Below are 2,586 nucleotides of genomic sequence, written 5' to 3' on the forward strand. Positions count from 1 at the left end.
CGGGCAGGTCATCGCGGTCCACCGAGGTAATGACCACATAGCGCAGGTTCATGCGCGCCGTCGCCGCCGCCAGCCGTTCCGGCTCTTGCGGATCGGGGGGCAGCGGCCGGCCGTGGGCGACATCGCAAAAGGGACATCGGCGGGTACACAGGGCGCCCAAGATCATGAAGGTGGCCGTTCCGCGGGAGAAGCACTCTCCCAGATTGGGACAGGCGGCCTCTTCGCAAACGGTGTGCAGCCGTTGCGAGCGCAACAGGGACTTGAGCCGTCCCACCTGCCCTCCCGCCGGGACACGCACCCGGATCCAGGGCGGTTTGCGTGCCGGCGCGCCGGGACGCGGACGCAGGCGCGGGGGCAATCCGGCCACCTTGGCCTGGCCCCGTTGCGGCACGGAGCGGTCTTTGGAGGTGCGCCCCCGATTCATGCCGCCGCCCGTCCCGGCGACGCGCCGCCCTGAGGATGGCGGTCCGGATGGCAATCCGGGAGACCGCCTGGGCGACAGTCCGGGCGGCATTCCAGTTGGCGGGCCAGGGTCTGGACCAGCAGCGCCGCGACCTGGCGCACGGATAAGCGGACCCGGAGATGCGCCAGGCAGGTAACGCGCAGCCCCGGGATGCCGCAGGGCTCAATGCCGGCAAAGGGAGTCAGGTCCAGGTCCACGTTCAAGGCCAGACCGTGGTATGCGCAACCCCGGCGCACCCGCACGCCCAACGCGGCGATCTTGGCCCCGGCCACATACACGCCGGGGGCGCCCGGGCGCCGCTCCGCCGCCACTCCCAGGTCGGCCAGCAATTCTATGACCGACTGCTCCAGCAGGCGCACGTAGCGGCGTATGGCAAGCCCCCGGCGACGCAGGTCCACCAGGGCGTATGCCAGCAATTGGCCCGGCCCGTGGTAGGTCACCTGGCCACCGCGGTCGGAATGCACCACTTCGATGCCGTCGGAGGCCAGCACATGCTCGCGGCGCCCCCCCAGACCCAGGGTATAAACCGGCGGATGCTGCAGCAACCAGAGTTCGTCGGGACAATCGGGGCCGCGACGATCGGTAAAGTCCTGCATCGCCCGCCAGACGGCACGATAACCGCACTGCCCCAACTGACGGACGCGCAACGGGCGGCCCGCCGCATGGGCGGCGGACGATGGTTGTACAGGGGTCGGCTGCATGGGATTAATGTAACTTGCCCAGCGGCAGCGCGCCAGGGCATATGTGGTGAATCCATCAGCCGGTTGCAACGGCAGGATTCCGGTTTACAATGGCCGCGCATCCAGGGGGGCCGCGCATCCAGGGGCCGCCGCAGGGAGGAGGCCACGCAAAATATGGAAATCAAAGATAAAGCAGCGATCATCACCGGCGCCGCCAGCGGCATCGGCCATGCCGTCTGCATGGATTTGGCGCGCCGCGGCATCCGCGCCATCGCCATGGTGGACCAGGGGCCGCGCGTACGCCAGATGGCCAAACTGGTGGACCAGGAGGCCAACGCCCCGATCGCGCTCCCTTTCCAGGGGGACGTCACCGACGAATCCTTCCGTAAAGAGGTCTTCGACCGGGTCGGCGCGGATGTGGGGACGCCGCGGATCTGCGTACCCTCGGCGGGGATCACGCGCGACGCCCTGACGGTCCGCATAGACAAGGAAAGCGGCAAGGCGCAGATCTACCCTGCCGATACCTTTCGCACGGTGGTGGAGGTGAACCTGATCGCGCCGATCTACTGGGCGATGGAGATGGTGGCGCGCATTGCGGAAGAGCGGCTCGCCAACGGCCTGAAAAAGTGGCAACCGGAAGAGCGCATCCAGGGCACGACGATCTTCATCGGCTCCATCTCCTCGCAGGGCAACAAAGGGCAGATCTCCTACGCCTCCACCAAGGCCGGGCTGGAAGGGGCCGCCGCCACCCTCACCAAGGAGGCGATATACCATGGCGTACGCTGCGGGGTCATCCATCCGGGCTTCACCGACACCCCGATGGTGCGGGCGCTGGGGGCGGACTACATCAACAAGCACGTGCTCCCCGCCACCCAGCTGGGCCGGCTGATCCGCCCGGAGGAGATCGCCGACGCGATCTGCTTCATGATCGCCAACTCGGCGGTCAGCGGCGAACTGTGGGCGGACGCCGGCTGGCACCCGGACGCCGTCTAGCCGCCCCGGCGCGCGCGCCCGGCCGCGCAACGGCATAGCGGCATAGCGCCGCCTCCGGCAGCGCCGGTCCGTGCCGTCCGGACGGCCCCCCGCGCCCAATACCCGCACCCAATACCCGCACCGGATCGGCTATACTTTCACGTATCGGCACATTGCCGCCGCTACATGGAGAATACAGCGAATGCGCATCATCTACATCCTCTGCCTGCTGGCCGCCGCCGCCACCGCCGGGGCCGAACAGCACGCAACCCCTGGCACGCTCATCCGTGCCGACGGCAGCGAAGAACCCGCAAAGGCCCGTTGCCTCAAAAGCTGCGCGGAATGGGGCGAAAACTGCATCACGGACCACCGCGGCTCAAGCCGCTGCTACCGGGTCTGCAAACGCTTCGGCGAGGAGTGCTTCGAGGAAAAGGAAGAAGAGCAAGAGTAGGCCGGGTCATTTAAGCGGGC

4 protein-coding genes are annotated in these 2,586 nt (G+C 68.0%); 2 read left to right on the top strand and 2 right to left on the bottom strand.

From position 1 onward, the window contains the following. Both OXU43_00065 and lipB read right to left on the bottom strand, forming a co-directional pair. A partial coding sequence (locus OXU43_00065; GenBank protein MDD9823575.1) for a lipoyl synthase occupies positions 1-424 on the bottom strand: 424 nt, incomplete at its 3' end. Further along, positions 421-1,164, bottom strand: coding sequence for a lipoyl(octanoyl) transferase LipB (gene lipB, locus OXU43_00070; protein ID MDD9823576.1), 744 nt, complete (start codon positions 1,162-1,164; stop codon positions 421-423). The genes OXU43_00065 and lipB, both read right to left, overlap by 4 nt. Before the next feature lie 153 nt (positions 1,165-1,317). Here lipB and OXU43_00075 point away from each other — a divergent pair, with 153 nt between their 5' ends. Together OXU43_00075 and OXU43_00080 are read left to right on the top strand one after the other, a co-directional pair. Then, the gene (locus tag OXU43_00075; GenBank protein MDD9823577.1) at positions 1,318-2,136 is read left to right on the top strand and encodes an SDR family NAD(P)-dependent oxidoreductase; all 819 of its coding nucleotides are present in this window, start codon (positions 1,318-1,320) and stop codon (positions 2,134-2,136) included. A 181-nt stretch (positions 2,137-2,317) separates the two neighbouring features. After that, on the top strand, positions 2,318-2,566 hold the full coding sequence (locus OXU43_00080; GenBank protein ID MDD9823578.1) for a hypothetical protein: 249 nt from the start codon (positions 2,318-2,320) through the stop codon (positions 2,564-2,566). Positions 2,567-2,586 lie beyond the last annotated feature (20 nt).

The organism is Gammaproteobacteria bacterium, assembly GCA_028817255.1.
Classification (GTDB): Bacteria; Pseudomonadota; Gammaproteobacteria; order Porifericomitales; family Porifericomitaceae; genus Porifericomes; species Porifericomes azotivorans.